The 24,334-nt window shown below is 71.7% G+C and carries 21 protein-coding genes; all 21 read left to right on the forward strand.

From position 1 onward, the window contains the following. Positions 1-70: 70 nt before the first annotated feature. The 21 genes from QP090_RS18580 to QP090_RS18680 all read left to right on the forward strand — a co-directional run bounded on the left by QP090_RS18580 (position 71) and on the right by QP090_RS18680 (position 24,271). Positions 71-1,390, forward strand: a complete 1,320-nt coding sequence (locus QP090_RS18580; RefSeq protein WP_285940240.1) for an APC family permease — start codon at positions 71-73, stop codon at positions 1,388-1,390. Continuing rightward, a complete protein-coding gene (locus QP090_RS18585) occupies positions 1,387-1,824 on the forward strand; it encodes a VOC family protein (RefSeq protein WP_285940241.1) in 438 nt (145 codons plus the stop codon). The genes QP090_RS18580 and QP090_RS18585 overlap by 4 nt, the downstream gene beginning before the upstream one ends. Next, positions 1,811-1,942: a hypothetical protein gene (locus QP090_RS18590; protein ID WP_285940242.1), complete on the forward strand. Its 132-nt coding sequence runs from the start codon at positions 1,811-1,813 to the stop codon at positions 1,940-1,942. Before QP090_RS18585 ends, QP090_RS18590 begins: the two co-directional genes overlap by 14 nt. A 58-nt stretch (positions 1,943-2,000) precedes the next feature. Next, the gene (locus QP090_RS18595) at positions 2,001-3,608 is read left to right on the forward strand and encodes an amidase (protein WP_285940243.1); all 1,608 of its coding nucleotides are present in this window, start codon (positions 2,001-2,003) and stop codon (positions 3,606-3,608) included. A 436-nt stretch (positions 3,609-4,044) separates the two neighbouring features. Then, positions 4,045-5,034, forward strand: a complete 990-nt coding sequence (locus tag QP090_RS18600) for a ParB/RepB/Spo0J family partition protein (RefSeq protein WP_285940244.1) — start codon at positions 4,045-4,047, stop codon at positions 5,032-5,034. Between the two features lie 150 nt (positions 5,035-5,184). Beyond that, on the forward strand, positions 5,185-7,674 hold the full coding sequence (gene pepN, locus QP090_RS18605) for an aminopeptidase N (protein ID WP_285940245.1): 2,490 nt from the start codon (positions 5,185-5,187) through the stop codon (positions 7,672-7,674). A 15-nt stretch (positions 7,675-7,689) separates the two neighbouring features. Further along, positions 7,690-8,736: an FAD-dependent oxidoreductase gene (locus tag QP090_RS18610; protein WP_285940246.1), complete on the forward strand. Its 1,047-nt coding sequence runs from the start codon at positions 7,690-7,692 to the stop codon at positions 8,734-8,736. A 285-nt stretch (positions 8,737-9,021) separates the two neighbouring features. Beyond that, positions 9,022-9,960, forward strand: coding sequence for a 3-oxoacyl-[acyl-carrier-protein] synthase III C-terminal domain-containing protein (locus QP090_RS18615; protein ID WP_285940247.1), 939 nt, complete (start codon positions 9,022-9,024; stop codon positions 9,958-9,960). 32 nt (positions 9,961-9,992) lie between these two features. Next, positions 9,993-11,852, forward strand: a complete 1,860-nt coding sequence (locus QP090_RS18620) for an HAD-IIIC family phosphatase (protein ID WP_285940248.1) — start codon at positions 9,993-9,995, stop codon at positions 11,850-11,852. Beyond that, the gene (locus QP090_RS18625) at positions 11,853-12,101 is read left to right on the forward strand and encodes an acyl carrier protein (RefSeq protein WP_285940249.1); all 249 of its coding nucleotides are present in this window, start codon (positions 11,853-11,855) and stop codon (positions 12,099-12,101) included. It begins immediately after the preceding gene. 62 nt (positions 12,102-12,163) lie between these two features. Continuing rightward, positions 12,164-13,474 carry a lysine N(6)-hydroxylase/L-ornithine N(5)-oxygenase family protein gene (locus QP090_RS18630; RefSeq protein ID WP_285940250.1) on the forward strand — a complete coding sequence of 437 codons (1,311 nt, stop codon included), beginning with the start codon at positions 12,164-12,166 and terminating at the stop codon, positions 13,472-13,474. 17 nt (positions 13,475-13,491) lie between these two features. Beyond that, entirely contained in the window at positions 13,492-13,857 is a 366-nt protein-coding gene (locus QP090_RS18635; RefSeq protein ID WP_285940251.1) for a cupin domain-containing protein, read from the forward strand. Continuing rightward, on the forward strand, positions 13,854-15,482 hold the full coding sequence (locus tag QP090_RS18640) for a class I tRNA ligase family protein (RefSeq protein WP_285940252.1): 1,629 nt from the start codon (positions 13,854-13,856) through the stop codon (positions 15,480-15,482). The genes QP090_RS18635 and QP090_RS18640 overlap by 4 nt, the downstream gene beginning before the upstream one ends. Positions 15,483-15,492: 10 nt before the next feature. Further along, positions 15,493-16,737: an ATP-grasp domain-containing protein gene (locus tag QP090_RS18645; protein WP_285940253.1), complete on the forward strand. Its 1,245-nt coding sequence runs from the start codon at positions 15,493-15,495 to the stop codon at positions 16,735-16,737. 21 nt (positions 16,738-16,758) lie between these two features. Continuing rightward, the gene (gene ddaH, locus QP090_RS18650) at positions 16,759-17,682 is read left to right on the forward strand and encodes a dimethylargininase (RefSeq protein WP_349666500.1); all 924 of its coding nucleotides are present in this window, start codon (positions 16,759-16,761) and stop codon (positions 17,680-17,682) included. Further along, positions 17,679-18,014 (forward strand): avidin-fold protein, encoded by a 336-nt coding sequence (locus tag QP090_RS18655; protein WP_285940254.1) that lies wholly within the window; start codon positions 17,679-17,681, stop codon positions 18,012-18,014. The genes ddaH and QP090_RS18655 overlap by 4 nt, the downstream gene beginning before the upstream one ends. Further along, positions 18,011-19,816, forward strand: a complete 1,806-nt coding sequence (locus tag QP090_RS18660; RefSeq protein ID WP_285940255.1) for an ABC transporter substrate-binding protein — start codon at positions 18,011-18,013, stop codon at positions 19,814-19,816. Before QP090_RS18655 ends, QP090_RS18660 begins: the two co-directional genes overlap by 4 nt. Before the next feature lie 217 nt (positions 19,817-20,033). After that, the gene (locus QP090_RS18665; protein ID WP_285940256.1) at positions 20,034-21,320 is read left to right on the forward strand and encodes an ATP-grasp domain-containing protein; all 1,287 of its coding nucleotides are present in this window, start codon (positions 20,034-20,036) and stop codon (positions 21,318-21,320) included. 62 nt (positions 21,321-21,382) lie between these two features. Further along, complete coding sequence (locus QP090_RS18670) at positions 21,383-22,657, forward strand: MFS transporter (protein ID WP_285940257.1); 1,275 nt, start codon at positions 21,383-21,385, stop codon at positions 22,655-22,657. 31 nt (positions 22,658-22,688) lie between these two features. Further along, on the forward strand, positions 22,689-23,930 hold the full coding sequence (locus tag QP090_RS18675; protein ID WP_285940258.1) for a metal-dependent hydrolase family protein: 1,242 nt from the start codon (positions 22,689-22,691) through the stop codon (positions 23,928-23,930). Further along, entirely contained in the window at positions 23,927-24,271 is a 345-nt protein-coding gene (locus QP090_RS18680) for a hypothetical protein (RefSeq protein WP_285940259.1), read from the forward strand. The genes QP090_RS18675 and QP090_RS18680 overlap by 4 nt, the downstream gene beginning before the upstream one ends. The last annotated feature ends 63 nt before the right edge of the window (positions 24,272-24,334 follow it).

Genomic DNA, 24,334 nt, shown 5'->3' on the forward strand with positions numbered 1-24,334 from the left:
GCAGGAATTTAGCGCATGTCGGCTGTTCTGTCGCTGGTGGTTCGGCCGGGCCTGCCGGACGCTGGGTGCCGTGACGACAACGGAGTCCAGTGCGCCCACGGGCCGGCTCACCCTCGGTCAGGGCACCGCGATGTACGTGGGCGCCGTGCTCGGGACCGGTGTGATCGCGCTGCCTGCCCTGGCGGCCGAGGCGGCCGGACCGGCGTCACTGGTGGCCTGGCTCGCGCTCGTGGCGCTGTCGGTTCCACTGGCGGCGACCTTCGCCGCACTCGGCGCACGGCATCCGGACGCCGGAGGGGTGTCCACGTACGCGCGGTTGGCGTTCGGCGAACGGGCCGCCGCCGTGGTCGGCTGGTGCTTCTACTTCGCGGTGCCGCCGGGCGCAGCCGCCGCGGCGCTGTTCGGCGGCGCGTACGTGGAGGCCGCGGTCGGCGGCGGAACCGCCGCGGTGCTCGGCACCGCCGTAGCGCTCATGGCGGTGGTGACCGCGGCCAACACGGTCGGCCTCCATGTCTCGGGACGGTTTCAACTCGGGCTGGCCGCGCTGCTGGTCACGCTGCTGCTGGTGTCGGTCGGGCTGTCGCTGCCCGAGGCGCGCTGGGACAACCTCACCCCGTTCGCCCCGCACGGCTGGGCGGCGGTCGGGTCCGCCGCGTCCCTGCTGGTATGGAGCTTCGCGGGCTGGGAGGCGATCACCCACCTGGCCGCCGAGTTCCGCCGCCCGGGGCGTGACCTGCCGCGCGCCACCGGTTCAGCGGTCGCCTTGGTCGGGCTGCTGTACCTGCTGGTGGCGTTCGCGACGATCGCGGTGCTCGGCACGGGCGCGGCCGACACCGAGGCCCCGCTCGGGGAGCTGATGGCGCGCGGGATGGGCGGCGGCTCCCGCTGGCTCGCCGCCGCCGCCGCACTGCTGCTCACCCTGGGCGCGATGAACGCCTACTACGCCGCGGGAGCCAAGCTGGGCGCGGCCCTCGGGCGCGACGGGGCCTTTCCGAAGGTGCTCGCGCGCGGCAGCGTCGCCGGTGAGGTGCCCAGGCGGAGCCTGCTGGCCAACTCCACGATGTCGTTCCTGGCGCTGGGGATCGTCGCGGTCGCGGGTCTCGGCACCGGACCGCTGGTGCAGCTCACCGCCGGCTCGTTCGTCACGGTGTACGCGGTGGGCGTGGCCGCGGCCATCCGCCTGCTGCCGCGTCGCAGTCCCGGACGGACCGCGGCGCTGATCGCGTTCGGCGCGGTGGCGGTGCTGCTGCTGATGTCCGGCCCCTACCTGATCTGGCCGCTGATGGTGACGGGCGCCGCGCTGGCCTATCTGAGCCTGCGGCGACGCGCCACGGCGACACCCCTTCCCGGCCCTCCCGAGCGCCGTCCCTACGATCGGAGCCACAGGTGATCCTCGGCATCGACCACATCGGCATGGCGACCGATGACCCCGAGGGGGTCGCGCCCTTCCTGACGGCTCTCGGAATGACGGTGTCGGACCGCGGGACCGCCGACGACTACGGGGTCGCGTGCGAGTTCTGGCACTACTCCGACGGGATCGGACAACCCGCCGTGGAGCTGGTGTCGGCGTCTCGGAGCGATTCCTCGGTCGCCGGGCGGCTGGAGCAGCACGGCCCCGGGCTGTACCACGTGGCGTTCGGCGTGGACGACCTGGAAGCGGAGCTGGACCGGCTGCGCGGGCACGGCTTCACCGCCGTCGACCACGTCGCCTGCTCGGGCGCGCGGCCCGGCATGCGCGTGGCGTTCCTGTACGCGCGGCGTCCGGCCGGTCTGCTGGTGGAGCTCGTGCAGTACCAGGACGGAGACGTCGATGGTCGCGCTTGACGACGTCCGGCAGGCGGCGCCGCCCCTGCCGCGCACCTCCGAGCACCCGGTCCGGCCGGCGGGATTCCACCTGCCCCGCCACGGCGCCGAGGCCCATCTCGCCGGACGCGATCGATGACAGGCCGTCCGGCCGCGCAGCCGGACCCCGTCCGTTCCCCCGGGCCATTGGAGAACTCGTGAACACCTTCGACGAGCGCTTTCTCGGCGACCGCCCAGAGGGCACCCCCGGTTCCGGGGAGCCGCCCACGCCGGAGGAACTGGCGAAGATCGCGGGTGGCCTCGGGCTGTCCCTCACCGCGGAGCAGCTCGCCGAGTACACGGCCCTGGTCGCCCGGGGCATGTCGGCCTACGCGCGCCTGGACGAGCTGAACCCGGTGTCGCCGGCGTTCCCGGGCAGGTTGCGCGACCTTGGACGGGCGCCCCGGACGGACGAGGATCCGTGCCACGGCTGGGCCTGGCGCTGCTCGATCCGGGGAGCGTCGGACGGGCCGCTGGCCGGCCGGCGGGTCGCGGTGAAGGACAACATCGCCGTCGCCGGGTTACCGATGCGGCCCGGGGCCCCGCTGCCGGAGAGCTTCGTGCCGCGTGCGGACGCGACCGTCGTCACCCGCCTGCTGGACGCGGGCGCGGAGATCGTCGGCAAGACCGCCGCGTTCGGCACCGGCACCGCCGCGCCCGAGCCGCGCAACCCCTACGCCCCCGACCGCCTGCCCGGAGGGACCTCCGGCGGGAACGCGGTGGTGATCGCCGCCGGTCAGGCCGACCTGACGCTCGGCACCGACCACGGCGGCTCGATCCGCGTCCCGGCGGCGTGGAGCGGTTGCGTCGGACTCAAGCCCACCTTCGCCCTGGTGCCCTACACCGGGATCGTCCCGGTCGAACGGACCCTGGACCACGTCGGGCCGATGGCGGCGACCGTGGCCGACTGCGCGCTGCTTCTGGAGGTGACGGCCGGAGGGGACGGTCTGGACTCGCGCCAGCGGATCGATCTCGGGGTGGGCTCCTTCCGCGGGTTCCTGGACGGCGACCTCGGCGGCGTCCGCGTGGCGGTGCTGCGCGAAGGCTTCGGCATACCCGGGGTCTCCGAACCGGACGTCGACGCGGCCGCCCTCGACGCGGTGGACTCGCTCGCGGCAGGCGGCGCGCGCGTCGAGGAGGTCTCGGTGCCGATGCATCGGGACGGCCTGGCGATCTGGAACGCCATCGCCGTCCAGGGTGCGACCGACCTGGCGATGCGCGGCGACACCACCACGACGAACTGGGACGGCCACGTCGATCTCGACATGATGGAGCGGCACCGGCGGGGGCGGCTGGAGAACCCGCAGGCGCTCTCCCCCGCCCTGGTGTTCACCGCCCTGCTCGGCACGTACATGTCGCAACGGCACGGTCACCGCTACTACGCGAAGGCGCAGAATCTCGCACGCGAGCTGCGCCGCCAGTACACCTCGGTCCTCGAACGCTTCGACGTCCTGGCGCTGCCCACGGTCGGCATGAAGGCGGTGTCCCGCCACACCGACGGTTCGGCGACCCAGATCGTCGACCGGATGTTGGGTAATCTCCACAACACCGCTCCGTTCAGCATGACGGGCAATCCCGCGCTGAGCATCCCGTGCGCATTCTCCGAAGGGCTGCCGGTCGGCCTGATGCTGGTGGGCCGCCCGTACGACGACGAAGCGGTGCTGCGCGTCGGCCACGCCTACGAACGGCTGCGCGGGCCGCTGTCCAGGGCCGCCGCGTCCGAGCCGGCGGACCTGGCCTCGGTGTGCGAGCGCCCCGTGAGCTGACGCCTTCCTGACCTTGCCGGCAAGGCCCCGCTGGTCATCGGACCGGCGGCGAAGGGCGCGTCCATATTCGGACACGCCCTTGCTGCATTTTGGGCCACCGAATACAGCGCTCTGAAATTCCCGACACCGGCCTCGTCGCTCATTTTCGTCATTTTCTGCCAGTCGCATCAAACGTTCCGTGATCAAGTGATTGCGAAATTAGTGGTGAGTCAACACGGGACAGGAGACTTGTGCTGACTTATCGGCTGTGTAAGTGTGACACGGGCGACACTTCAGGGGCGTGGGCCCTGTGCGGACGCCGTGTCCTTCTCTGAGATTCCAGGCAATGGAGCGATGAGATGCCGGAAGAGATGGCCGGAAATCGTTCATTCGAGAGTGCGGTAATCGATTCTACGAAGAATCGAGAAAACAATCTGAACAGGGCACCGGGGGGGAAATGAAAGAGGATCTGGGAAGGGACCCGCAGACCGAGGAAACAGCGCCAGCGTTCTATGACAAGACCGTCCATCTCGTCCGTATCGAAGACCTGCGACCGGCCGACTCGCCGCGGCTGACCGGCGAGGATCTCGATCACGCGCGCACCCTGGCCGAAGTGGCCACGCCACTGCCGCCCATCCTCGTCCACCGCCCCACGATGCGGATCATCGACGGCATGCACCGGCTGCACGCGGCGCGGCTGCGCGGCCGCACCACCATCGAGGCGCACTTCTTCGACGGCTCGGAGCACATGGCCTTCCTGCTGGCGGTGCGGGAGAACATCGCGCACGGCCTGCCGCTGACCGCCGCCGACCGGATGGCCGCGGCGCTGCGCATTCTGGAGGCGCATCCCGACTGGTCCGACCGCGCGGTGGCGATGGCCGCCGGATCCTCGACCCGCAGGGTCGCCGCCCTGCGGCGCCGTTCGACTGAGACCGCGTCGCAGTCGAACACGCGGGTGGGCCGGGACGGACGGCTGCGCCCGGTCGACGGCGCAGCCGGACGGCTGCGCGCGGGAGAGATCGTCCGAGAACGCCCGGACACCCCCCTCCGGGAGGTCGCCAGGGAGGCCGGGATCTCCGTGGCGACCGCCCGTGACGTGCGGGAACGACTCAAACAGGGGCAGGACCTACTGCCGCCGAGGCAACGCGCCACCAGGGCGCCGCGCACCACGCCGCTCTCGGCGGCATCGAGGGAGGCCGCCCTCGGCCAGTGGCCGGTCCTCCGGCAGAAACTCCGGCAGGACCCGGCGGTGAGGTACGCCCAGTCGGGCCTCACGTTCCTGCGATGGCTGGACACCCGGGTGGTCTACGGGGAGGAATGGCGCGAGTTCCTGGCGTCGGTGCCCGCCCACTGGGCCGACGAGATCGCCGCACTGGCCAAGGGATGCGCGGAGAACTGGAAGGAGGTCGCGCGGGAGCTGGAGCGCCGGCGGTCACGGTCGGCCTGACGGGTGGCACGCCAGGTCGGCGGGTGCGGCGCCGAGCAGAGCCCCGCACGCACAGACCGACGGGACGCAGGTCCGGTAGGGGCCCCGGGCGTCTTGACCTTTTTCGCGATCGTGGCCGACGATTCTTTCAGCGCATTCGAAAGGAATCTCATGCCCAGTCTCACTCGCGCGGAGGCGGCCAGTCGCAGCTCGCTTCTGGCTGTTAGCGATTATCACGTCGAACTAGACCTGACGTCCGGTGCGGAAACCTTCCGATCATGCACTACGGTGACATTCACAGCGACACGCGAGGGAACCGAAACATTCATCGAGATAGCCCCCGCAGCCCTCCATTCGGCCCTGCTGAATGGTAAGGAGATCGCGCCGGGAGATCTGGTCGACGGCCGGTTGCCACTGCGCGACCTGGCAGCAGAGAATGAACTCGTCGTCGTGGCCGACATGGCCTATTCCACGCAATGCGAGGGCCTGCACCGCTTCGAGGACCCGGCCGACGGCAGCATCTACGTCTATTCATTCGTGTACGTCGACCACGCGCCCAAGGTCTTCGCCTGTTTCGACCAGCCCGACCTGAAGGCCGGCTACACCTTCGTGCTGACCGTCCCCGAGGGCTGGACGGTGCTCGGCAACACCCCGGCCACCCAGGAGACGCCCGGCCGGTGGCGGCTCGGCCCGTCGCCCGCGCAGGCGACCTACCTCACCGCGCTCGCCGCCGGCCCGTACGCCTCTTTCCACACCCGGCACGGCGAGGTCGAGCTCGGCTTCCACTGCCGGGCGTCCCAGCGCGAGGCGCTCGCCGCCGACGCGGACGAGGTCTTCGAGATCACCGGGCAGATCCTCGACGCGTGCGCGGACATGTTCGGGATCGGCTACCCCTTCGGGAAGCTGGACCAGGCGTTCGTCCCGGAGTTCAGTGTGCTCTCGCTGGACCACCCCGGCTGCGTGCTGCTGCGCGAGCAGTACCTGTTCAGCTCCGCCGTGCCGGAGAGCGAACGGGAGACGCGCGCGGTCGTGCTCGCGCACGGGATCTCGCTGATGTGGCTGGCGGGGCTGGTCACCAACCGCTGGTGGGACGACCTGTGGCTGGGGCAGTCGCTCGCCGACTACATGGCGCACCGGCTGACCAGTGAGGCCACCCGGTTCCCCGGGCCGCCGGTCACCTTCGCCGCCCGCCGCAAGGGCCAGGCGTACGTGCCCGACCAGCGCCCCTCGACGCACCCCGTCTGCCTGGAGGGAGCGGACGTGCGGACGGTCCAGCTGGAGCTGGACCGCATCTCCTACTTCAAGGGGCACGCGGTGCTGCGGCAGCTCGCCGCGCATGTCGGTGACGACGCGCTGCGCGCTGGCCTGCGCATCTACTTCTCGCGGCACACGTTCGGCAGCGCGACGTTCACCGACTTCATCGCGGCGCTGAGCGAGGCCGCCGGCACGGACATGACCGGCTGGGCCGAGACCTGGATGCGGACCGCCAACGTCAACACGCTCATCCCCGAGCTGACCGTCCGCGACGGGCGGATCACCGAGGCGTGGGTGCGGCAGACCGCGCCCGACTCCCATCCGATCCTGCGGACCCACACGATGGACGTCGGGCTCTACTACGACGGCGACCGCCGCGACGTCCACCGCGTCATCGTCGCCGGCGCCCGCACCGATCTGCCCGCGCTGGTGGGGCTTCCCATGCCGAAGCTGGTGTTGCTCAACGACGGCGACCTCGCCTACGCCAAGGTGCGTTTCGACCCCGCCTCGCGCGCGGCGCTGCCGGCGCTGCTGCCCACGCTGAAGCCGATCAATCGGGCGATGGTGTGGTGCGCGCTGCTGCTCGGGGTGCACGACGGCTCTGTTCCCGCCGCCGAGCACCTGGACCTGGTGTGCGGGATGGTCGCGGTCGAGCCCGAGCTGTCGATCCTCGCCGAGGTGCTGGAGCAGGCGCGCATCGACGTGGCCGACCGCTTCCTGCCGCCCTCCGGCCGGGAGCCGGCGATGGCGCGGGTGGCCGCCGCGCTGCGCGCCCGCCTGGGCTCCACCGCGCCGGGCGACGAACGTCAGATCACCCTGTTCCGCGCCGTGGTCGACTTCACCGCCGACATCTCCGAGCTGCGCGGTTGGCTGAACGGGACCGGCGTCCCCGAGGGGCTGACCCTCGACACGGACCTGGCCTGGCGGGTCCGGTACCGGCTCGCCGTCCTCGGCGGTCTGGCGGAGGCCGAGATCGACGCGGCGTACGACGCCGAGCCGGGCGCGCACGCCGAGCAGGCCGCGGCGAGATGCCTCGCCGCCCGCCCCGACCGGACCGCCAAGGAGGCGGCCTGGACCGCGATCACCACCGACAGCGGACTGTCCAACTACCGGTTGTGGGCGCTGGCCGAGGGATTCTGGCAGCCGGAGCAGACGGAGCTGACCGCGCCGTTCGTCGAGCGGTTCTTCACCGAGATGCCGGCGGTGGCCAAGCTCCACGGCGACCTGGTGCTCGACCTGCTGCTGCGGTCGTTCTACCCGCGCCTCGCAGCCGAGCCGGAGACGCTCGAGCTGGCCCGCGCCATGCTCGCGCGCGAGGACCTGCCGCCGACCCTGGCCCGCCGCGCGGGCGACCACACGGGCGATCTGCGTCGCGTGGTCGAGGCGCGCACCGCGGTCCGCGCCTGAGGTCGGGAGGACACCGTGCGCATTGCGATCGTCGGGGGTGGCCTGGCGGGGGCGCTGCTCGCCCTGCGGCTCAGCCAGCTGCACCGCCCCCTGAAGCTGGAGCTGTTCACCGGCGGGGACCCCGGACGCGGCGACGCCGGACAACGGGACGCCTCGGCGGCGTCGGGCGGCATGGTGCGGGCCTTCGAACGCGATCCGGGGGCGGCGGCGCTGGCCGCCGAGAGCCTCGCCGAGCTGAGGGGCAGCCGGCGGCTGCGGGAGTGGTCGCGGTTCCGGGAGAGCGGAGCGGTCTACGTCACCGAGCCGCGAACCGAGGTGACCAGATCGCTGGCGGTGGTCGAGGAGGTCCTGCCCGGCTCGGCGGAACGGGTCGGCGCGGACCGGCTGGCGCGCGACCACCGCCTCGGCGGTCTGCCTCCCGGCGTGACCGGCATCGTGGAACACAGCGCCGGGTACATCTCGCCCGACGCGCTGCGCACCGCCGCGCTCGGCCGGCTCGCCGACTCCGGTGTGCAGATCCACCCCGACCGGGTGACCGGGGTGACGGGCGATCCGGCCGTGCGGCTCCGGGACGGCGTGCGCCACTATGAGGCGGTGGTGGTGGCGGCCGGGGCCTGGACGCCGTGCCTTCTCTGCGACAGCGGCCTTCCGTCCGACCGGCTGCGCGTCAGGCAGATCCAGTACACGCTGTGCCGGGGTCCGCTGGACGGGGTGCGCGCGTTCGTCGAAGAGAACAGCGGACTCTACGGTCGCCCGCACGGTCCGGGCCGGTTCCTGCTGGGACTTCCGTCCGACCGCTGGGACCTGGCCCCGGACGCGGTCGAGCCCGACCGGGCGCTCGCGGACGAGGTCGTCGCCCTGGCCGGCCGGATCTTCGGTGTCGCCTTCGCGGCGGAACGCACCGTGGCCTCCTTCGACTGCTACCGGGACCCGCCGGGGCTGGAGCTGCGGCCCGTCGAAGGCGGAGGCGGCGGGCTGTTCACCTTCACCGGCGGCAGCGGAGGAGCCGCCAAGGCGGTGTTCGCGGCGAGCCGCCGCGCGGCCCGGTCACTGCTCGGATAAATCCGGTCTGAACACGCGATACGGCCTTCTGGAAATTTTCCAGAAGGCCGTATCGCGTGTTCAACTATTTTCCCAGCTCAAATTGAATGCCTGGACGACGCCGTTATCCATTGCCAGTACCCCCACTCTCGGGCGACGATTCTTCAGGTCACGAGAAGTGACCCGAAATAGCGAGATCCGCAGAGAGGAATGATGATGGCGGCTCCCCCGGTAACGCTTGGGATAACTGGCTTCGGATACGCCTTCGGTGCGGACGAGGATGTCGAGAAGGCGGCGCCGGCGTACGTGCCCGACCCGGAACGGATCGGGCGGTGGGGGTACCGAACCTTCCACCGTGCCGCCGACGGCGTGACCGCCGTCGACCTGGCCGCGGCCGCCGCCAGGGACGCGCTGGACCGCGACGGCCTCGCCGTCTCCGACGTGGACCTGCTGGTGCTGGCGCACTCGGAGATGCCCGACTATCCGCACTGGGACTCCTCGACCGCGCTGGCGCGCGCGCTGAAGATGCGCGACACCCAGACCCTGCTGCTCAACGAGGGCTGCGCCTCCGGGGTCACCGGGCTGGCGCTGGTCGCCGGGGTGCTGGCGACCCAGCCGGAGATCCAGACGGTGCTGTTCACGGCGGTCAATCGGGTCAGCGAGTTCCACCGCAACCGGATGACGGTCAACAACGCCGTGCACAGCGACGGCGCGGTGGCCGCGGTGCTGCGCCGCGGCCACGAGCGCAATCGCTGGCTGGCGACCGAGCAGCTCATCGACTCCGACCTGTGCGACTGGTTCCGCACCGACTACGGCGGTGCGGTGGAGCCGGTCCCGCCGGAGGGCTGGTCCGCCGCCACCGCGCCGCCCGGGCACGAGCGGGTGCAGGCGCACTTCCAGAAGGACCCGCAGCGGCTGCGCGAGTTCGGCGGGCAGGCCATCGACCGTTCCATCGCCGTGATCGACGGGGCGTGCCGCCGCGCCGGGGTCAGCCGGGACGAGGTGACGCACTACATCTACATCAACGACCCGGACGGCATCGCCGACGTGGCCCCCCTCCTGAACCTGCCGCTGTCACGGACCAACCAGGAGATCGCCCGGAGGCACGGGCACATGGGCGCCGCCGACCAGCTCACCGCGCTCGGCGAGCTCCTCGAGGCGGGCGCGGTCGAGCCCGGCGACCTGGTCGCGCTCACCGGGATCTCCATCGGCATGCGCTGGTACTGCTCCCTGGTCCGCGCCTGAGCCGCTCCCACCCGAACGGAGGGAACCGACCCATGACAGAGCCGACCGCCCAACTGCTGGGCCGACTGCGAACGGCCGTGCGCGACGGCGAGATTCCGGACCCGGCGACGCGGCGCGGGCTGCTGGAGCTGACCGACTCGGCGGCGGCGCGGAGCGCCGGCCGGATCCTGGCCCGGCTGAGCGCCGACGGACCCCTGCGCGGCCTCCGCGTCCGGATCCAGGCCGCCTGCACCATCGGCTCGTTCGAGCACCTGCTCCGCGCGAACCTGGTCGGGGCGGGCTTCCGGCCGGTCATCGACAAGGGCGGCTACGGCGCGTTCGAGATGGAGCTGGCGACCGGTGCCTTCCTCGCAGCGGACGACACCGACGAACCCGACCTGCTGGCGACGCTCGTCGACGCCTCCTTCTTCCTGCCGGCCGACTGGAGCCCTGCCGCCCCCGCGGCACTGGAACAGCACGTCGAGAGCCGGCTGAAAGAGCTCCGCGGACTGGCGGTCTCGGCCACCGAGCGCACCGACGCGACGCTGGTGCTGCACACCGTGCCGCTCCCGGCAGAGGTGCGCGACACCTTCGTCAGCGTGTCCGGCCGGGCCCGGCTCGCCCGGCTCTGGCACCGGATCAACGCGGACCTGCTCGACCTGGCGGCCCGCCACCCGCAGATCGCGGTGATCGACCTGGTCGGCGTGCTGGCCGACGCGCCGGTCGCGGCACGGGACGCCCGGCTGCACCGCTTTGGCGACCTGCCCTACACCGACGGCGCCCTCCTGCTGCTGGCGGGCGAGGTACGCCGCGTCGCCCAGGCCAGAGCGGGACTGTCCCGCAAGGTCCTGGCCCTCGACCTGGACGACACCCTGTGGGGCGGCGTGCTGGGCGAGGTCGGCGCGCACGGCGTCCAGCTCGGCGGCCTGTATCCCGGCAACGCCTACCAGGACCTTCAGCGCACCGCGCGACGGCTGCGCGAACAGGGCGTCGTCCTGGTGCTGGCCAGCAAGAACGACGCCGAGCCGGTGGAGCGGGCGCTGGCCGACCACCCGGAGATGGTGCTGCGCGACGAGGCGTTCTCGGTCCGCGCCGTGAACTGGTCGGCCAAGTCCGACAACCTCGTCAAGGCGGCCGAGGCGCTGGGCCTGTCGGTGGACTCGCTCGTCTTCATGGACGACTCGGGCTTCGAACGCGCCCAGGTCGGCGACGCGCTGCCGCAGGTGGCGGTCGTCTCGGCCGCGGGCGATCCGGCGCACCTGCCCGGGGCCCTGGTGCGCGGCGGCTGGTTCGACGTGATGGCGCTGACCGACACCGACCGCGCACGCCCCGACCTGTACCGGACGCGCGCGATGCGCAGCGACTTCTCCGAAGGGTTCGGGTCGTCCGAGGAGTTCCTCCGGGCCCTCGGCATCGAGATGGAGATCGCGACCGCGACCGACTTCACCACCGGCCGGATCGCCCAGCTCGCCGCGCGCACCAACCAGTTCAACATGACCGGCCTGCGGTTCGACGCGGCGGCCACCACCCGGATGAACGACGACGCCGGGCACCTGGTCGCCTCGGTCGCGGTGGCGGACCGGTTCGGCGACGAGGGCATCGTCGGCGCCGTCTGGGTCGAGTGCGGCCCGGAGGTGTGGCGGGTGCTGAACCTGGTGCTCAGTTGCCGGGTGCTCGGCCGCGGCGTGGAACTGGCGACCGTCGGCTGGCTGGCCGAACGCGCCCGGTCGGCGGGCGCCGCCCGGCTGGAGGGCCGCTACGTCCGGTCGGCCAGGAACGGCGTGGCGGCCGACTTCTGGACCCGCGCCGGATTCACTCCCGGATCCGGCGACGACTGCTTTGTCCGCGACCTGGAATCGGCGACCGGAATCGCCCCGTCCTGGATTTCTCTGCGTGAAAGGAGCACCACCTGAATGGACGACAAGGACGTCATCGAAAAGACCGTGACCGCGATCATCGAGGAAGTTCTCGGAGAACCACCCGGAACGGTCGGAAAAGAAGAGCCGCTGGCCGCCCGTGACTGGGACAGCACCGCCTCGCTGGAGGCGCTCGCCCAACTGGAGAGCCGGTTCGGCATCTCGCTCGACCTGCGCCGATTCCACACCGCCCGCACCATCGGCCAGATGGCCGACCTGGTGGCCGTCGAGGCGGGGGCGCGGTGACCGCACCGGATCCGGTGAGCCCGGCGGGCCGACGGCCCGCCACACGAGTCAAGGAGGACGCCATGGAACGACAGGAAGTCGAGTTGCTGGGCATCGGGGCCGGACCGGCCAACCTCGCCCTGGCCGTCGCGCTGGAGGAGATGGCCGGGGACGACCTGGCCGGCTCCGCCCTGCTCATCGAGCAGCACGATGACATCGTCTGGCAGCGCGGAATGCTGCTGCCCTGGACGCAGAGCCAGGTCTCGTTCATCAAGGACCTGGTCACCCTGCGGAACCCGCGCAGCGAGTACTCCTTCATCAACTACCTGCACTCCAACGGCCGGCTGGACGAGTTCGCCAACCTGGGCAGCTTCACGCCGTACCGGGTGGAGATCTCCAACTACCTGCGCTGGGTGGCGGGGTCGCTGCGCCGGGTCGGCATCGAGCACGGCCGCCGGTGCGCGTCGATCACACCGGTCACCGACGAGGACGGCACGGTGCGGCGCTGGTCGGTGCGCACCGCGGACGGCGGCGAGATCGTCTGCCGGGACCTGGTCATCGGCATGGGACGCGACCCGCACATCCCCGACGAGATCGCCACGCTCCCCCGGGACCGCGTCGTGCACAGCACCGAGTTCGTCACGCGGATGGCGGAACTGGACCGCGACGCCACCCGGCGCGTGGTCGTGGTCGGCGCGGCGCAGAGCGCGGCGGAGATGTTCTGGGCGGCGCACCGCGACCTGCCCGGCGCCCAGGTCACGATGGTGATGCGCGCCATCGGGCTGAACGCCTACGAGACCAGCAGGTTCACCAACGAGCTGTTCTACCCCTCGTTCGTGGACGAGTTCCACGCCTCGCTGCCGGAGGCCCGCGAGCAACTGCTCCGGGAGATGCACCGCACCAACTACGCCGGGCTCGCGCCGGGGATGCTCGACACCCTCTACCGCGAGATGTACCAGCAGCGGCTGGCCGGCGACGAGCGACTGCACATGATCACCATGACCGACATCGTGGACGCCCGGATGGACGGCGAGGAGGTCGTGCTCACCCTGCTGGACCGCAAGTCCCAGCGGACCAGCACGTTCCGCTGCGACCTGGTGCTGCTCGGCACCGGCTTCGTCCGCACCATGCCGCGCCTGGCGCGCGACCTGGCGGAGGCCGCCGGAATGGGCGGCGCCACGGTGGACCGCAACTACCGGATGAACCTGCCACCCGGCTACACCGCCGGCTGCTACCTCCAGGGCGTGAACGAGGCCACTCACGGCATCGCCGACTCGCTGCTGAGCGTGCTGGCCGCACGTTCCCAGGAGATCGTGACCGACCTGCTGGCGCACCGGCAGGCCGAGGCCGCCGAGACGAGCGGCGCGCCCGCGCTGGCGCTCAACGGCCGGTGACCGACGAGAGGACGACCATGGAAATCCACTGGCTCGACCGCGCCGACCTGAAGCCGGACAACGGCCTGCGCGCCAAGCGCCTGCTGCCGTGGCCCGGTCTGAACGCCCCGTTCGAGGGCTCCTGGTGCGTGGTGCCGCCCGGCGCGGAGTCGGGCGCGCACGGCCACCACGAGTACGAGATCTGGGTGGCGGTGACCGGGCAGGCCGAACTGCTCAGCGAGGGGCGGCGCGAGCCGTTCCGCGCGGGCGATGTCGTGCACTTCCGCCCGGACGTCCGCCACCAGGTCGTCAACGACGGCGACGAGCCGTTCGAGATGTACGCCATCTGGTGGGACGTGGAGATGACCGAGCGGTTCACCGTCCGGCACGGAGAGCGGACATGAGCGGCGCGCCGCACGACGGCGGGCGACCGGCCATCGTGGTCGCCGCCACCCCCACGTCCAACGGTGACCTGCACGTCGGTCACATGGCCGGGCCCTACCTGGCCGGGGACGTCTACAGCCGGTACGTCGCCGCGACCGGACGGCCGGTGATCTACACGACCGTCACCGACGACAGTCAGACCTACGTCCCGACCACCGCGCACCGCCAGGGCGTCGCCCCGGAGCGGCTGGTGGCCGAGTCCACCACGCGCGTCCAGCGGACGCTGACCGCGATGGGCCTGTCGATGGAGGGCCTGCCCCCGATCGACGGGCGCTACCGCGAGACGGTGCTGGAGTTCTTCACCGCGCTGCACGCGGCCGGCCGGCTGCGCCGCCGGACCGTCCGGCTGCCGTACGCCGAACGCTCCGGCACCTACCTCTACGACGGGCTTATGCAGGGATCCTGCCCGTCCTGCCTGACCGGCAGCGCGGGCGGCGTCTGCGAGAGCTGCGGGCATCCCAACAACTACGACGAGCTCGTCGGGCCCCGCGCGACGATGGACCCCGACGAACCGGTCTCCTACCGCGACGTCGAGATCCTGACGCTGCCCGCCGAGGAGTACCGGGACCGGCTCACCGCCTACTACGCCGAGCGGGAGGGGCACTGGCGGCCCCGTGCCATGCGGCTCGTCCGCGAACTGCTCGCCGGGCCGCTGCCGGACATCCCGATCACCGTGCCCGGGACGTGGGGCATCGCCGTCCCCTTTCCCGAGACGCCCGGGCAGGTCCTGTACCCGTGGGTCGAGGCGATGCCCGCGGTGATCTACGGCACCTGGTGGTCGGCGGCCCGGCGCGGCGCGGCGACCGCGGCGGTCGACGAGCACTGGCGGGCCGAGCACGGAGCGGAGCTGGTCTACTTCCACGGCTTCGACAACGTCTACCACTGGGGCCTGCTGGACCTGGTGATGCTGATGGCGCACGGCGACCGGTACATCACCCCGGAGAGCAACGTCGTCAACGAGTTCTACGATCTGCACGGCGAGAAGTTCTCCACCAGCCGGGGACACCTGATCTGGGTGGCGGACCTGCTGGCCGAGGTCCCCCGGGACCTGGTCCGGTTCTACCTGTCGCTGACGGCGCCGGAGTTCCAGCGGACCGACTTCGGCGTGGCGGCACTGCGCGCGGTGACCGGGCGCCGCCTGGTCGAACCGTGGAACCGCCTGGCGGACGCGCTGCACGACGCGCAGGCCGGCGTCCGCCCCGGGCCCGTCCCGGTCTCGGCGCCCGCGCGGAGCCGCGCCGCCACCATGGCCGGACGGTTCCGGGTCTGCTACGAGCTGCGGTCGTTCAGCGCGGCCCAGGCCGCCGAGACGGTCCTGGCCCACCTGGGCCGGCTCGTCGCGGCGGCGGACTCCGGCGCGGTCCCGCCCGGCGACCTGCTGGTGGAGGCCCGCACGCTGCTGGCCCACGCCGCGCCGATCCTCATCGACGCGGCGGCCGAGGCCACGGCGGCCGGGGTCGACCTGGGCCTGACCGCCGAACCACCGGCGGAGATCGTCCCGTTCACACTGCCGCGGCTGCCGGAGATCGCCGTCCCGGACGGGGACCCGGCCGGCGCCGCCGGACGGACCCCGGTGGGGGTCTAGGAGGAATGCGATGAGGCTGCTGACCATCGAGACCAGCCAGTACCTGGACTACTACCACTCGCGCTACCAGCAGGTGCAGGACCTCGGCGTGGACCTGTACGTGCTCAACGGGGAGGGCACCGAGGACTTCTGGCCGGCCGACCACTACCGGCTGGTCGGGTCCAAGAAGATCGACGACATCGTGGAGACGGCCCGCGGCTGGCACGCCGAGGAGCGGTTCGACGGTGTGATCACCTTCTCCGAGTCCGCGGTGATCACCGTCGCCGCGGTGGCCGAGGCGCTCGGCCTGCCCGGCATCGGGGTGGAGGCGGCGGTGTGCAGCCGCAACAAGTACCTGATGCGGCAGGCGTACGAGCGGGCGGGCGCGCCCATCCCGTCGTACCGCCTGGTGCGGGACCGGGCCGAGGCGCTGCGGGCCGGCGCCGACTTCGGCTACCCCGTCATCCTCAAGCCGACCCTCGGCGCGGGCAGCCACCTGGTGTTCCGGGTGGACTCCGCGGAGGAGATGGCCGAGCGCTACGACCAGGCCGCGGCCGGGATCGAGAACCTGTTCTGGGTGAATTCCGAGGCCGACGGCGTGGACCTGGGGCCGAACGGGCTGCTGGTGGAGTCGTTCCTGTCCGGCCGCGAGTACCTGATGGAGGCGGTCGCCTGGGACGAGGAGGTCTACCTCGGCTCGGTGGTGGACCGGATCACCCAGGAGGGCGGGACCTTCGACGACGACGTCCACCACGCCCCCACCTCGCTGTCCCCCGAGGACGTCGCCCGGGTGCACGCGGTGGTGCGGGCGGGAGCGCACGCCATGGGACTGCGGCGCAGCGTGATGCACGCCGAGGTTCGGTTCCACCAGGGCGAGCCGTACCTGCTGGAGATCGCCTCCCGGGTCGGCGGCGGCGGGCTGGACGCGATCGCGCGGATCACCGCCGACCACGACCCGATCAAGGCGGTGGTCGACATCGGCCGCGGGGTGCGGCCGGACGTGCGCCACTTCCGGCCGACCGGCACGCACGTCACCGCCATGTGCCTGATCAGCGACGAGGGCGTGGTGGAACGGGTGGAGGTGCCGCCGGAGGTCGCCGACTGCGAACGGGCCTTCCTGCTGAAGATCACCGCGCGGCCCGGCGACCACATCCGCCGCCCGCCCAACGGCAACACGATCCTGGGCTTCCTCGGCACCACCGGTGAGTCCCAGGACGACGCGTTCAGCCTGATGAACGAGCTGGCCGACAAGATCAAGGTCACGTTCCGGGGCTGACCCGGCGAAGGAGAGGACCACGTGCCGAACAGGACCGACGCGATCCGGACGGCGGGAACCGACCGCCGCCCCGTCGCCGATCCCCGGCCCAGGCGCACCGCCGCGCCGCGCCGCTACCTGATGTGCCCGCCGACGTACTTCGACGTCACCTACTCGATCAACCCCTGGATGGAACCCGGCAAGCCGGTCGACACCGGGCTGGCCTTCACGCAGTGGGACCGGCTGCGCAACCTCTACCTCGGGCTGGGCCACCAGGTGGAGCTCATCGACCCGGTGCCCGGCCTGCCCGACATGGTGTTCGCCGCCAACGGCGCGACGGTCGTGAACGGGCGGGTGCTCGCCGCGCGCTTCCGGCACGGCGAGCGGGCCGCCGAGGGGGCCGCCTACGCCGGCTGGTTCCGCGAACACGGCTACCCCGTCCACGAGACACGGCACGTCAACGAGGGCGAGGGCGACCTGCTGGTCACCGGCGACCGCGTCCTGGCGGGCCACGGCTTCCGCACCGACCGGCGCGCGCACGACGAGGCCGCGCGCGTGCTCGGCCTGCCGGTGGTGCCGCTGACCCTGGTCGACCCGCGCTTCTACCACCTGGACACCGCGCTGGCGGTGCTGGACCACGAAGAGATCATGTACTACCCGGCGGCGTTCGGGCCGGAGAGCCGGGCGCTGCTGGCCGAGCTGTACCCGGACGCGATCCTCGCCAACGATTCCGACGCCGAGGTCTTCGGCCTGAACGCCGTCTCCGACGGCCGCCACGTGCTGCTGCCCGAGCAGGCCGCTCATCTGATCGAACGGCTCTCGGAGCGGGGCTTCGTCCCGATCGGGGTGGACCTGGGCGAGCTGCTGAAGTCGGGCGGCAGCACCAAGTGCTGCACGTTGGAGATCCGCGGTCCGGTGGAGGCCCGCGAGGGCGGCGGGAGCCGCACGGGAGGTGCGGCGCGGTGATCGGCTACGACGGACGACGGTTCCGGCCCGTCGAACACGACGCGCACGACCGCGTCGCGCACTACCACCAGGACGGCGACCTGCTGTGGGGCGAGTTCGGCGGCGGCCGGGCCCGGCGCGGCTCGCTGACCGGCCGGTGCTCCCCCGACGGGCGCCTGGAGTTCGCCTACTGCATGGTCTTGGACGACGGCGAGGTGATCTCCGGGTTCTGCCGCAGCGTCCCGACGGTCCGCCCCGACGGCGGCATCGACCTGCGCGAGGAATGGGAGCGGTTCGGCCGGCACTCGGCCCGCGGGGTGTCCCGCCTCACCGAGATCAAGGAGGAGCGATGACGGCGTCCGCCGAGGTCGGCCGGGCCACCGGACGGCCGCGCAGGGGCGGTGTGGTGACCTGGGCGTGCGCGCCGGGCTTCCCGCCCGCGGTGATCTTCCCGTTCACCCCCGCGGAACGGATGGGCACCCGCAACATCTACGAGTTCCAGATGCTGATGTACCGGCCGCTGTACTACTTCGGCAGCCGCGGCACACCCGACGTCGACTACGAGCAGAGCATCGGCGAACCGCCTCGGTGGAGCGCCGACGGACGGACGGTCACCGTCCGGATCAGGCCGTGGAAGTGGTCCAACGGCGAGACCCTGTGCGCCGACAACGTGCTGTTCTGGGTCAACCTCATGAAGGTCAAGGGCTCCCGGTACGGCGAGTACGTGCCGGGCTACTTCCCCGACAACTGCACCTCCTACGGCAAGCTCGCCGACGACACCGTCTACTTCACCTTCGACAAGCCGTACTCCAAGAAGTGGGTGCTGATGAACCAGCTCAGCACCATCACGCCGCTGCCGAAGGCGTGGGACCGCACGGCCGAGGGACCCGCGAACGCCTCCGGCGACCCGGCCGACGTGGAGGCGGTGTACGCGTACCTGATCGCCGAACAGGGCGACATGGTCGAGGAGGGCAACGAGCACCGCACCCGCTGGGCCGGCAGCCCGATCTGGAGCGTGGTCAGCGGCCCGTGGCGGCTGAAGAGCTACACGCTCGAGGGCATGGTGACGTTCGTGCCGAACGAGCACTACTCCGGTCCCGACAAGCCGTACCTGGACGAGTTCCGGCAGGTGCCGACGCAGTCCGACGAGCAGCAGTACGAGATGCTCCGGGCGGGGCCGCGCGGCGAGGGCTCGATCCAGGTCGGGTACCTGCCGCTGAGCTTCGCCGCCGAATCCACCACCGACCCCACCAGGGGCGGGGCCAACCCGCTCGGGGACGACTACGACCTGGTGCCGCAGGCGGCGTTCTGCATCCGGTACTTCTGCCTGAACTACAACAATCCGACCGTGGCCGGAAAGATCTTCAAGCAGACCTACTTCCGGCAGGCGCTGCAGCGCACCCTCGACCAGGACACCGCCGTCACCGACATCTACCAGGGCTACGCCTACCGGCAGAACGGCCCGGTGCCGATGGTCCCGCCCACCGACCTGGTCTCCCCGCGGCAGCGCGAGGGCGCCTGGCCGCTGCCGTTCGACGTCGAGAAGGCCCGCGAACTGCTGGAGGCCAACGGCTGGGACACCAGCCGGACCCCCGCCGTCTGCGTGAACCCGGGCACCGGCCCCGGGCAGGCGGGCGAGGGCATCCCGGCGGGCACCGAGCTCAGCCTCAAGATGCGCTACGTCGAGGGGCGGCCCGCGCTCACCCGGCTCATGCGGCGGTACAAGGAGCACGCCGCCGCGGCGGGCATCGAACTGCGGATGGAGGAGGTGTACGGGTCGATCCTGGTCGCCGAGGACGGGCCGTGCGAGCCCGGCCCGGACACCCCCTGCACCTGGGAGCTGACCTGCTGGAACGGGGGCTGGGCCTACCACTACCCCACCGGCGAGATCCTGTTCCGGACCAAGGCGGGCGGCAACTTCGGCTTCTACTCCGACCCGACCACCGACGAACTGATCGAGAAGTCGGTCACCACCGACGACCTCGAGGCGCTGTACGAGTACCAGGACTACATCGCCGAGCAGGTCCCGGTCATCTTCACCCCGAACTTCCCGATCCGGCTGTTCGAGGCGTCCCGCGATCTCGGCGGGTTCGGGCCGGTCAACCCGTTCGGGATGATCAACCCGGAGAAGTGGTACTACCGCGACCGCGACTAGCGACGCGCCAGGCCCGGGGGGCCGGACGCCCGGACGCCGGCCCCCCGGACCCCACCCCGTCCTCGCGAGGACCCCCGAATGACTGCGCCTGCCGGTGAATTCCCGCCCGGAGTGCAGTGAATTCCCGACGATCCCACCGATCAAAGATCTTGGCTTTGTACGTTGGCACCGTGGCACCGCCCCGGCCCGGCGGACGGGGCAGAAGAGAGGCCATGACATGACGACCCGACGACCCCCCGGCCGCACCCCTGCCGGCCCGCTCCAGACCGGCGACGACCGCCCGCTGCTCCTGGTGGTCGCCACGGGCATGCGCACCTACCGGGAGTACCTGCTGCACTCGATCAGCACCCGATTCCGCATCCACCTCTTCCACACCTCCGAACCGACATGGGAGACCGACTACCTGTCCGGCTGGACGGTGGTTCCCAGCACGCTCGACGGCCCGGCCATGGCCGAGCAGGCACGCAAGCTGGACGCGCACGACCCCGTCGACGGCGTGCTCTGCTGGGATGAGGGGCGGATCCTGGCGACCTCCCACATCGCCGAGGCGCTGGGCCTGCGCAACGGCGACCCGAAGGTGATCTGGCGGCTGCGCGACAAGGCGCAGACCCGGGCCGCGCTCGACGCGGCGGGCGTGCCGCAACCGCGTTCGGTCCCGGTCTCCACCCTGGAGCAGGCACTCGCCGCCGCCGACACGGTCGGCTACCCGGCGATCCTCAAGCCCCGCGGGCTGGGTGCGAGCCTGGGCGTCGTACGGGTGGAGGGCCCCGCCGGCCTGCGCGCCAACTTCGCCTTCACCCGCGACACCGAGCCCCCCGATCCGGTCGAGTACGCCGGGGACGAACCGATCCTGGTCGAGCACTGCGTCACCGGCGAGGAGATCAGCGTCGACTCCGTGGTGCGCGACGGAGTGGTCGCGCCGCTGTTCATCGCCCGCAAGGTCGTCGGCTACCCGCCGTACGCCGAGGAGGTCGGCCACTTCGTGGACGCCGCCGACCCGCTGCTCGAGGACCCCGCACTGCTGCGGGTCGTCCAGGACACGCACACCGCCCTGGGCTTCGCCGACGGCTGGACACACGCCGAGTTCATGCTGACCGACTCCGGGCCGCAGGTGATCGAGGTGAACGGCCGCCTGGGCGGAGACATGATCCCCTATCTGGGCCTGCTCGCGACCGGGGTGGACCCGGGGCTCGCCGCCGCCGCGGCCGCCTGCGGGCTGCCGCCGGACCTGGAGCCCGACCGCGCCAGGACGTCCGGCATCCGCTTCTTCTATGTCGAACGGGACGACACCGAACTCGCCTCGATCGGCTTCGACGAGTCCCGGCTCCCCGCCGAGATCGAGCGCGCGGTGACGGTGGCCGTGCCCGGGACGGTGGTCTCCCCACCGCCCAAGGGGACGGTCTGGGGGCGGATCGCGTTCGCGATCACTGCCGGGGACTCCGTCGATACCTGCCGCGCCGCCTTGGCGAGCGCGGAGTCCGCACTCGCCTACGAACCGGGCTGACCGCGCCGCCGGCCGGGACGCCGCCACCCGCAAGTCACGACCCGAGAGTGATGTGAAGGCTTATGGCGACCGAGAACATGCCGACTCCCGACCCCGGCGTCTGGTCGACGTTCCGCGACGCGCCGCTCGCGGCGAAGGCGATCCTGATCGGTGTGTTCCTGAGCCGGCTCGGCGGCTTCCTCAACATCTTCATCGTGCTGTTCCTGACCGCGCGCGGATACTCCAGGGAGCAGGCGGCGTTCGCGCTCGGCGTCTACGGCGTCGGCGGCGTGGCCGGGGTGCTGCTCGGCGGGAGCGTGGCCGACCGGCTGGGGGCGCGCAACGCCACCGTGCTGAGTATGGGAGCGACCGCGGTGCTGACCGCCGCGTTGCTGTACCTGCCCGACTACTCGCTGCTGCTCGCCGCGATCCTGGTGGTGAGCCTGGCGGCCCAGCTCTACCGGCCCGCGTCGGCGACGCTGATGTCGGAGCTGATCCCCGAGGACCGGCAGGTGATGATCTTCGGGATGTACCGGTTCGGGCTGAACATGGGTGCGATGGTCGCGCCGCTGCTCGGCTTCGGGCTGTACAACCTCGGCGACCACAGCTACACCCTGCTGTTCTGGGGTGAGGGCCTGATCGCGATGGTGTACGCCGCGGTGGCGGTCGTCGCGATCCCCGGCGGGCGCAAGGCCGCGGCCACCGGGCCCGGCGGCGGGGCCGGGGGGCCGGACAGCGGCGGCGGCTACCCGGCGATGCTGCGCGACCGGCGCTACCTGCTCTTCCTGACCGCCGTTCTGCTCAACGCCATCGTCTACGTGCAGTACCTGTCCACCCTGCCGCTGGACGTCAAGGCCGCGGGCATCAGCATGTTCTGGTACACGCTGGCGGTCTCGCTGAACGGTTTCATCGTGATCGCCTTCGAGTTGCCGCTGACCAAGTTCTCCCAGCGCTGGCCGTTCAAGCTCACGGTGGGCCTGGCGTTCACCCTGGTCGGCCTCGGGGTCGCCGCCTACGGACTGCCGATGGGCGCGGTAGTGATCATCGGCGCGACGCTGCTGTGGACGCTCGGCGAGATCATCGGCGGTCCGGCGGTGTTCGCCTACCCGGCGCTCGCCGGGCCGGACTCGCTGCGCAGCCGCTACATCGGCGGCTTCCAGTTCATGCACGCGCTCGGCACCGCGCTCGGTCCGGTGATCGGCGGCCTGCTGTTCGTCCGGATCGGGCACGGGGTGTGGCCGCTGTTCGCGGTCGCCGGGCTGCTCGCCGCGCTGTTCGGCGTCCTGGCGATCCGCCCGGAGGCGGTCACGCGCGGGAACGCCGCACCCGAGCCGGAACTGGTGGCCGGGGAGAGCTGAATCCATCCCTCGACAGATTGGGACCATCACCATGAAGCAACGCATCGAAGCCGAGCAGTTGATCCCTGGGACCGGCCGGCCGGTCGCGAACGGGGCGGTGATCGTGGAGGACGACCGGATCGCCTACGCCGGTCCCGCCGCGGACGCCCCCGCCTCCCCCGACGCCACCGTGGTCCGCGCCCGCGCGGTCATGCCCGGCATGTGGGACGCGCACGGCCACTTCATGGGCCTGCGCTCGACCGACTTCACCTTCCTCCCCCAGGAGCCGATCGCGCTGCGCGCCGCGCGCATCACCACCGACCTGCGCCGCGCGCTCGACGCGGGCTTCACCTCGGTCCGGGAGACCGGCGGACTGGGCATCCACTTCGTCCAGGCCATCGAGGAGGGCAGCGTCGAGGGACCGAACATCTACGCCGCCGGGACCACGCTGTCCACCACCGGCGGCCACGCCGACCTGCACGGCCTGCCGCGCTCCTGGGTCGTCGACTTCGGCCACATGGGCGGCGAGTTCCGGCTGTGCGACGGGCCCTCCGAATGCGCGCGGGCGGCCCGCGAGCAGTTGCGGCGCAACGCCAAGCTCATCAAGGTCTGCGCCTCGGGCGGCGTGCTGTCGGATGTGGACCACCCGATCCACCAGCAGTTCACCAACGCCGAACTGCGCGCGATCGTCGAGGTCGCCGGCATGGCCGACCGGGTCGTCGCCGCCCACTGCCACGGCAAGCCGGGCATCATGGCCGCGCTGGAGGCGGGGGCCAAGACGATCGAGCACGGCTCGTTCCTGGACGAGGAGGCCGCGGTCGCCATGCGGGAGTCCGGGGCGATCCTGGTCCCCACCCGCACGATCTTCGCCGAGCTGCTGGACCAGGGCCACATGCTGCCCGACTACGCGCTGAAGAAGCTCCAGGCGACGGTGGACCGGCACGGCGAGGCGATCATCCTGGCCCGGGAGGCGGGCGTCACCATCGCGGCGGGCACCGACGTCGCGATGAGCGGTACCGACATGCCCGACTCCTGGGGCAAGAACGGCCGGGAGCTGGAGCTCCTGGTCAAGCTGGGATTCGACCCGCTGGAGGCCATCGAGGCCGCCACGGCGCTCGGCCCCACCACCCTCGGCCCGCAGGCGCCCAGGTCGGGCGTCCTCGCCGAGGGGTACGACGCCGACATCCTCACTCTGGACGTGGACCCCCTGGCCGACATCTCGGCGCTCGCGCAGCCAGAGCACATCACCGGCGTCTGGAAGGCCGGTCGCCGGGTCAAGAACCTGGAGGGATGAACGTGAGCGACACCGTGCTGCTCGAAGTCCGCCTGTTCACCACCGCGCCCGGGACCCGGGACGAGTTCCACCGGGTCAGCCGCGACGGCACGATCCCGTTGATGCGCAAGTGCGGCATCGACGTCCTCGCGCACGGCCCGGCGCTCAACGACGACGACACCTACTACCTTGTGCGCGCCTTCGAATCCGAGGAGGACAGGGTCGAACGCGGCCAATCGCTCTACACGACGCCCGAATGGCTCAACCAGTACGAAGGCCCCGTCACCGCGATGATGGCGGACCATCGGACCGCCGTGATCCGCGTCCCGCGGGAGGCCGCCGAGGCCCTCACCGCCCCGTGACGGAACCTCGTACTGCCGTCGCGAATGTGCACCTCGTTCTTCACCTTCGACGCCGGGTGAGCG

Origin of the sequence: Actinomadura xylanilytica (assembly GCF_030283145.1) — a bacterium.
GTDB classification, from domain to species: Bacteria; Actinomycetota; Actinomycetes; order Streptosporangiales; family Streptosporangiaceae; genus Spirillospora; species Spirillospora xylanilytica.

Coding starts and splice junctions, on each gene's coding strand:
- QP090_RS18590 (WP_285940242.1), top strand. CDS start 1,811: ATGGTCGCGCTTGACGACGTCCGGCAGGCGGCGCCGCCCCTGCCGCGC.
- QP090_RS18600 (WP_285940244.1), top strand. CDS start 4,045: ATGAAAGAGGATCTGGGAAGGGACCCGCAGACCGAGGAAACAGCGCCA.
- pepN (WP_285940245.1), top strand. CDS start 5,185: ATGCCCAGTCTCACTCGCGCGGAGGCGGCCAGTCGCAGCTCGCTTCTG.
- QP090_RS18620 (WP_285940248.1), top strand. CDS start 9,993: ATGACAGAGCCGACCGCCCAACTGCTGGGCCGACTGCGAACGGCCGTG.
- QP090_RS18625 (WP_285940249.1), top strand. CDS start 11,853: ATGGACGACAAGGACGTCATCGAAAAGACCGTGACCGCGATCATCGAG.
- QP090_RS18630 (WP_285940250.1), top strand. CDS start 12,164: ATGGAACGACAGGAAGTCGAGTTGCTGGGCATCGGGGCCGGACCGGCC.
- QP090_RS18635 (WP_285940251.1), top strand. CDS start 13,492: ATGGAAATCCACTGGCTCGACCGCGCCGACCTGAAGCCGGACAACGGC.
- QP090_RS18640 (WP_285940252.1), top strand. CDS start 13,854: ATGAGCGGCGCGCCGCACGACGGCGGGCGACCGGCCATCGTGGTCGCC.
- QP090_RS18645 (WP_285940253.1), top strand. CDS start 15,493: ATGAGGCTGCTGACCATCGAGACCAGCCAGTACCTGGACTACTACCAC.
- QP090_RS18660 (WP_285940255.1), top strand. CDS start 18,011: ATGACGGCGTCCGCCGAGGTCGGCCGGGCCACCGGACGGCCGCGCAGG.
- QP090_RS18665 (WP_285940256.1), top strand. CDS start 20,034: ATGACGACCCGACGACCCCCCGGCCGCACCCCTGCCGGCCCGCTCCAG.
- QP090_RS18670 (WP_285940257.1), top strand. CDS start 21,383: ATGGCGACCGAGAACATGCCGACTCCCGACCCCGGCGTCTGGTCGACG.
- QP090_RS18675 (WP_285940258.1), top strand. CDS start 22,689: ATGAAGCAACGCATCGAAGCCGAGCAGTTGATCCCTGGGACCGGCCGG.
- QP090_RS18680 (WP_285940259.1), top strand. CDS start 23,927: ATGAACGTGAGCGACACCGTGCTGCTCGAAGTCCGCCTGTTCACCACC.